Source organism: Henriciella sp., assembly GCF_049649345.1.
GTDB lineage: Bacteria > Pseudomonadota > Alphaproteobacteria > Caulobacterales > Hyphomonadaceae > Henriciella.
Window position 1 is genome coordinate 1 of sequence record NZ_JBARZC010000431.1, and the last position, 5,903, is coordinate 5,903.

Consider the following 5,903-nt stretch of genomic DNA (forward strand, 5'->3'; position numbering starts at 1 on the left):
TGCCGATACCGTCCGTGCCAAGACGAATGCGCAGGGCGGACTGGTCGGCTGGGCCGTGCGCCAGCGCCGCGGCGAGCGGGTCATTCATCGCGAGGCTGATGGCTGGAGCCCGGTGCTTCATCTGAAACTCTACCATCCATCCGATAGCATTTATGGCCTCGCGCCGCTCGCGGCCGCACACAAGGTGCTAGACATTCACAATGGCGCAGCCGCCTGGGCGAAGGCGCTGATCGACAACGCGGCGCGGCCGTCTGGTGCGCTCGTCTATGGCCAGAATGGCGGGCATCTGACGCCCGACCAGTTCGACCGCCTCAAGGAAGAGCTCGAGACCGCGCATGGCGGCAAATACAATGCGGGCCGGCCGCTGCTGCTCGATGGCGGGCTCGACTGGAAGCCGATGTCACTGTCGCCCGCCGAGATGGATTTTGCCGAGACGCGCCATGCGGCCGCGCGCGAGATTACGCTGGCCTTCGGCGTGCCGCCCATGCTGCTCGGCATTCCAGGCGACAATACGTATGCGACCTATAAAGAAGCCAATCTCGCCTTCTGGCGTCTGACCGTTCTGCCGCTTGTTCATAAGGTGTCTGATGCACTGTCGATCTGGCTGGCAGGCCGGTTCGAGGACGCTGTGATCAGGCCCGATCTCGATCATGTCCCGGCATTTGCCGCCGAGCGTGAAGCGCTCTGGTCGCGGCTGGAAGCGGCGAGCTTCCTCACGGCCGAGGAGAAACGAAAGCTGGCGGGGGTCGGCCAATGATCGAGCAGAAAGTCACGATTGCGCTTTTGTTTGCCATCGCGGTCCAGACGGGCGGTGCGCTGGTCTGGGCGGGCGCGGCAGCGGAGCGAATTTCGGCGCTCGAGCATCGCGCAGACCTTGCGCGGCCAGTGGCCGAACGCCTGGCGCGCGTCGAGGCTGAACTCGGCGCCATGCAGGCCCAGCTCGACCGGATTGAAAGCCGGCTGGAGCGCGACGATGGATAAGGCAATTTTGATCGAAGGCTATGCCGCCCTGTTCGGTGCGCCGGACCTTTCCGGTGATGTCATCCGGGCGGGCGCCTTTGCGCGCAGCCTGAAAGCGGGGGCCGCGCCGATGCTGCTCCAGCACAGAAGCGGCGCGATTGCCGGGCGCTGGACGCGGCTGGTGGAGGACGGACGCGGGCTATTCGTTCGTGGACTGATCGAGGCAGAGGGCGCGCGAAAGCTCGTGGCGCTGGGGCTCGATGGTCTCTCGATCGGCTTTCGCGCCCGGCTCTGGACGCCGCGTGTCGGGGGTGGGCGAACGCTCAGCGATGTCGACCTTGTCGAGGTCTCGCTTGTCGCAGAGCCGATGCAGCCGCTGGCACGATTCAGAACCGTCGGGGCGGCCGCAAGGGCGGCCTGACCTTACCCTCTCGCTCTCATGGTTCGACTTCGCTCACCATGAGGGCGCTCACAAGCAAGGCGCAGGCGCAGATCGCCTGAGCGAAGCGAAGATTGGCGATTGAGCAGGAGATATAATTGACCAAGGAAACCAAGATGGCCGGGATGGACATGAAGTCCGTCACTGCTGACATGATGGCCGCCTTCGAGGCCTACAAGCAGGCGAATGATACGCGCCTGGCCGAGATCGAGGCAAAGGGGGCATCCGATACGCTGCTCGACGACAAGCTGAAGAAGCTTGACCGTCGGCTCGATCAGCTGAGCCTCAAGGCGGCCCGGCCTGTTGAGGGCGCTCCGGCCCCCGCCGAAAGTGAACACGACGCGGCCTGGGCCCGCTATCTGCGCAAGGGCGATGAGAGCGGGCTCGCGCGGCTCGATGTGAAGGCGCTGTCGGCCGGGACCGATGATCAGGGCGGTTACACCGCGCCGGCTGAGCTTGACCGGATGATCGAGGCGCGCCTGATGCAGGCCTCGCCGATGCGCCAGATTGCGAGCGTGCGGCAGACGTCTGCGGGCGTTTACCGTAAGCCTGTCAGCCTCGGCGTGGGCGCCGCCTGGGCGGGCGAAACCGATGCGCGGCCGGAGACGACGACAGCGGGGCTCAGCCTGCTCGAATTCCCGGCCGGCGAACTCTATGCCATGCCGGCAGCGACGCAGACCCTGCTTGAGGACTCCTATGCCGATGTCGACGAATGGCTTGCCGACGAGGTCGAGGCAGCCTTCTCGATCCAGGAGAGCGCCGCCTTCGTGACGGGCGATGGGGCCGCCAAGCCGAAGGGGTTTCTTGACTATACCATCGTCGCTGAAGCTTCCCATGCCTGGGGCCAGATCGGCTCTGTCGCAGGTGACTTCACGCTCGATGATGCGGGCGACCAGATCATCGATCTGATCCAGACGCCAAAATCGCAATTCCGCGCCAATGGTCGCTTCGTCATGAACCGGCGCACGGTCGCATCCGTCCGTAAGCTGAAGGATGCCGATGGGCGCTATCTCTGGCGGCCCGGCATGAATGGCGAGGCGCAGACCATCTTCGGCTATCCGGTCACCGAGCTGGAAGACATGCCGGATATCGGCACGGGCAATGCCGCGATTGCCTTTGGCGACTTCCGCCGCGGCTATCTCATCGCTGACCGTCAGGGCGCACGCGTGTTGCGCGATCCGTATTCGGCCAAGCCCTACGTGCTCTTCTACACGACCAAGCGCGTCGGCGGCGGTGTCCAGAACTTCGATGCCATCAAGGCGATGGTGTTCTGATTGCTGATTTCCCCGGGCGCTGCAAGGCGCAGCGTCCGGCACTTTCCCCTCAAGACAAACAAAGGAAAAACCCATGTTCGAATCCGTTCTCATCGCCCTCATCCGCCAGGCTGGCCTGCTCACCAAACCGCAGCAGGACGCCTTCACCACGCAGGTTGCCGAAGCGATCGCGACACTGGTCAGCTCCAGCCAAACCCAGATTGATGACGAGCTTTTGCGTTCCATTGGCCTCCCGATCGGAGGAGCGGTGATCGAGAAGCTGCAGACGCTGGTCTAGGCCAAGCCCCCCGGCGAGGGCAAGGACAAACCTCTTCAAAATCAGGATATTGATCATGACACTGACGGTGATTTCGCCGCCGGGCGAGGCGGCTTTGCCTCTCGCCGAGGCGAAGGCCTTCCTGCGGGTCGGCCATGACGGCGAGGATACGCTGATCGGCGACCTCGTGGCCGGCGCGCAGGCGCGGCTGGAGACAGCAGCCGGGCTAGTGCTTGTTACGCAGACCTTGCGGCACAGCGTCCGCGCCTGGCCGAGCAGCCTGACCCGTCAGGGCATCCGGCTCTGGCCGGGGCCGGCGGCGTCGCTTGTCTCCGTGCGCATAGTGGATGCAGGATCGAATGCAGATGATGTCACGGGACAATTCGAACTGGTCGACGGGCGTCTCAAGGTCAGGGCAACCAGCTGGTGTCCGCCCATCCCGGTTGGCGGCGAGGTCCAGATCGATGTCGTTGCCGGCTATGGCGCGGCAAGCGACGTGCCGGAAGACCTTATCCATGCGCTGAAGCTCATCCTGCTGGACGCCTATCGCCGGAATGGCGAGCCCGGGCTGCCAGCTGCCGCTGAAACCGTTCTCAAGGCGCGCCGAGAGGTGCTGCTATGAGTGCGGACGGTATGCTCTGGTCTGCGGAAGCGGCGCTCGAACGCGCTTTTCTGGAGGCCTTGCGCGCGGACGCGGAAGTTCAGTCCCTGCTTGGCTCTCCGGCGAGGATCTTCGTCGCCGAGACCGATCAGGCGGCCTTTCCGCATGCGATATTGGAGCGGCATGAGTGCGCGGACCGGAGCGCATCAGGTGTCGCCGGCCAGGCCCATACACTGACGCTTGCCGTGCGGTCGCGTGATGGTGGCCGGGCAGACGTGAAGGACATCCTCGGCGCGCTGAGGGCGGCGGGCGAAGCAGCGGTGTTGTCGCTTGCGGGCCAGCGGGTCGTGCTCATCCAGACGGTCTATTCCGACGCGATGCGCACGCCTGACCTTCGCGAATTCAGAGGGTTGCTCCGGATAAGGATTATCACAGAGGAGGTAGCGTGATGGCAGGCCAGCGCGGAAAGGATGTGCTCATCAAACTGTCCGATGGGCTCGAGCCTGAGGCGTTCGACACGCTCGCGGGCATCCGCACGAGCGAATTCGATCTTAACCAGCAGGCTGTGGATGCGAGTTCGGCTGAAAGCCCCGAAGGCTGGCGAGAATTGCTGGTGGGCGCGGGCCTCAAATCCATGCGGGTGCGCGGGCGCGGCCTATTCAAGGATGCGGCAAGCGATGCACGCATGCAGGCGGTGTTTTTCGCCGGCAGCATTGAGCGCTGGCAGCTGATCGTGCCGGGGCTTGGCAATTTCACCGGCGCGTTCCAGATCGCCCAGCTCTCCTATGGCGGCACGCATGATGGCGAAGCGACGTTTTCTGTCGAGCTGCAGAGCGCGGGCAGCCTGGTCTTCGAGGCGGCGGCATGAACGGCGTGCGAGGTGAAACAGCAATCAGTATCGGGGGGCGTGAGATTTCGCTCTGTCTGACGCTCGGCGCGCTTGCGGAGATTGAAACGGCGTTTGGCTGTACATCGCTGGCAGAGCTTCAGGCCCGGCTTCGTACGCTTTCCGGCGGCGAATTGCAGACCGTGCTTGCCATTCTGATAGGTGCGGCAGGGCTCGGCGCTGACGAGGCGAGAGAGCTCAGCGCGAGAGCACCGGCAGGCCTCGCCGCCGGCGCAGTGGCGGATGCGTTTCATGCTGCCCTGGGCTGAGATGATGCGGTCTGCTGTGCTGATCGGCATTGGGCCGGACCAGTTCTGGCAGCTTTCGCTCACGGAATGGCTGTGGCTCTCAAGCCGCGGAGAGCCGGCACTCAACCGGCACGGATTCGAGGCGCTCGCAGCGCGCTTTCCAGACAAGAAAGAACTAGGCGATGGATGAATTCGAAAGAGGTCTTGAGCGGGCAGGCGACGCTGTCGCCGCGCTCGCCGACGGGCCTGGGCGCGACGCTGCAGCGAGCCTGGAGCGGGCCTTTGCCGAGGCGGGCTCAAGCATAGAATCGGCGCTCTCGCGCGCCGCCAGAAGCGGCGAGCTGGACTTCTCGCGCATGACCCAGTCGGTGCTCGCAGACCTCGCCCGTATCGCAGCTGAGGCCGCCTTGGCGCAGGCCGGACTGGGCGGTGCGCAAGTGGCAAATCTCAATGTGAACATCTCAGGCGGCGCAGCGGGCGGGGTGCCCGTTGGCACATCGAAGGAGATCGCAAAGGCGCTCGGCAGGGCCGCTGCCATGGGAGGGCGTTTCCTGTGAGCCTGTCGCAATTTCACGAAGTGCTGTTCCCGCTCGCGCTCGGACGCGGGGCATCCGGCGGTCCGGGCTGGAAAACGGAAGTCGTCGCGCTGGCAAGCGGCGGCGAGGTTCGCAATGCACGCTGGGCTGGCGCCAGACGCCGTTGGGATGTTGCGAGCGCCATCACGTCCGACGCGGCGCTTGCCGCGCTTGCCGACTTCTACGATGCGCGGCGGGGACGGCTTTACGGGTTCCGGTTTCGCGACCTGCTCGATCATTCCAGCGCGGCGTTCGGCAATCCGGTCAGCGCAAGCGACCAGGCAATCGGTATCGGCGATGGTACGCAGACGGACTTCCAGCTGAGCAAATCCTATGGCGGTGTACGGCGGGCCATCCTCAAGCCCGTGGTCGGAAGCGTCGCGGTCGCGCTGGGCGGTACAGCGCAGGCGGCCGGATGGAGTGTCGACGAGACAACCGGTGTGGTGAGTTTCGACGCCGCGCCTGCTTCCGGCGTCGCCGTAAGCGCAGGCTTTAAATTCGATTGCCCCGTCCGTTTCGATACGGACACGCTTGAGATCAGTATAGAGACGATTGGCGCGGGCCGAGCGGTCAGTGTGCCCCTCGTCGAGCTGGTCTGAGGGGGCGACATGCGGGAGATAGACGAGACATTTACATCAAGGCTCGCAGGCGGCGTGCTAACGAC

General features: G+C 64.7%; 12 protein-coding genes. All 12 read left to right on the forward strand.

Going from position 1 to position 5,903, the window contains the following annotated elements; translation table 11 throughout:
- The coding region (locus WA989_RS11955) for a phage portal protein (protein WP_424340722.1) at window positions 1-757 on the forward strand (757 nt) is incomplete at its 5' end.
- Window positions 754-981 carry a hypothetical protein gene (locus WA989_RS11960; RefSeq protein WP_424340723.1) on the forward strand — a complete coding sequence of 76 codons (228 nt, stop codon included), beginning with the start codon at window positions 754-756 and terminating at the stop codon, window positions 979-981. The genes WA989_RS11955 and WA989_RS11960, both read left to right, overlap by 4 nt.
- Window positions 974-1,381 (forward strand): HK97 family phage prohead protease, encoded by a 408-nt coding sequence (locus WA989_RS11965; protein ID WP_424340724.1) that lies wholly within the window; start codon window positions 974-976, stop codon window positions 1,379-1,381. The genes WA989_RS11960 and WA989_RS11965 overlap by 8 nt, the downstream gene beginning before the upstream one ends.
- 116 nt (window positions 1,382-1,497) lie before the next feature.
- Entirely contained in the window at window positions 1,498-2,673 is a 1,176-nt protein-coding gene (locus WA989_RS11970) for a phage major capsid protein (protein ID WP_424340725.1), read from the forward strand.
- 73 nt (window positions 2,674-2,746) lie between these two features.
- Window positions 2,747-2,950, forward strand: coding sequence for a hypothetical protein (locus WA989_RS11975; RefSeq protein WP_424340726.1), 204 nt, complete (start codon window positions 2,747-2,749; stop codon window positions 2,948-2,950).
- 55 nt (window positions 2,951-3,005) lie between these two features.
- Complete coding sequence (locus tag WA989_RS11980) at window positions 3,006-3,551, forward strand: head-tail connector protein (protein ID WP_424340727.1); 546 nt, start codon at window positions 3,006-3,008, stop codon at window positions 3,549-3,551.
- Complete coding sequence (locus WA989_RS11985) at window positions 3,548-3,979, forward strand: DUF3168 domain-containing protein (protein ID WP_424340728.1); 432 nt, start codon at window positions 3,548-3,550, stop codon at window positions 3,977-3,979. The genes WA989_RS11980 and WA989_RS11985 overlap by 4 nt, the downstream gene beginning before the upstream one ends.
- Window positions 3,979-4,398 carry a phage major tail protein, TP901-1 family gene (locus tag WA989_RS11990; protein WP_424340729.1) on the forward strand — a complete coding sequence of 140 codons (420 nt, stop codon included), beginning with the start codon at window positions 3,979-3,981 and terminating at the stop codon, window positions 4,396-4,398. The genes WA989_RS11985 and WA989_RS11990 overlap by 1 nt, the downstream gene beginning before the upstream one ends.
- Window positions 4,395-4,685 carry a GTA-gp10 family protein gene (locus WA989_RS11995; protein WP_424340730.1) on the forward strand — a complete coding sequence of 97 codons (291 nt, stop codon included), beginning with the start codon at window positions 4,395-4,397 and terminating at the stop codon, window positions 4,683-4,685. The genes WA989_RS11990 and WA989_RS11995 overlap by 4 nt, the downstream gene beginning before the upstream one ends.
- Window positions 4,669-4,854 (forward strand): phage tail assembly chaperone, encoded by a 186-nt coding sequence (locus tag WA989_RS12000; RefSeq protein ID WP_424340731.1) that lies wholly within the window; start codon window positions 4,669-4,671, stop codon window positions 4,852-4,854. The genes WA989_RS11995 and WA989_RS12000 overlap by 17 nt, the downstream gene beginning before the upstream one ends.
- Window positions 4,847-5,221, forward strand: coding sequence for a phage tail tape measure C-terminal domain-containing protein (locus tag WA989_RS12005; RefSeq protein ID WP_424340732.1), 375 nt, complete (start codon window positions 4,847-4,849; stop codon window positions 5,219-5,221). The genes WA989_RS12000 and WA989_RS12005 overlap by 8 nt, the downstream gene beginning before the upstream one ends.
- Window positions 5,218-5,838, forward strand: coding sequence for a phage distal tail protein, Rcc01695 family (locus WA989_RS12010; RefSeq protein ID WP_424340733.1), 621 nt, complete (start codon window positions 5,218-5,220; stop codon window positions 5,836-5,838). Before WA989_RS12005 ends, WA989_RS12010 begins: the two co-directional genes overlap by 4 nt.
- Window positions 5,839-5,903 lie beyond the last annotated feature (65 nt).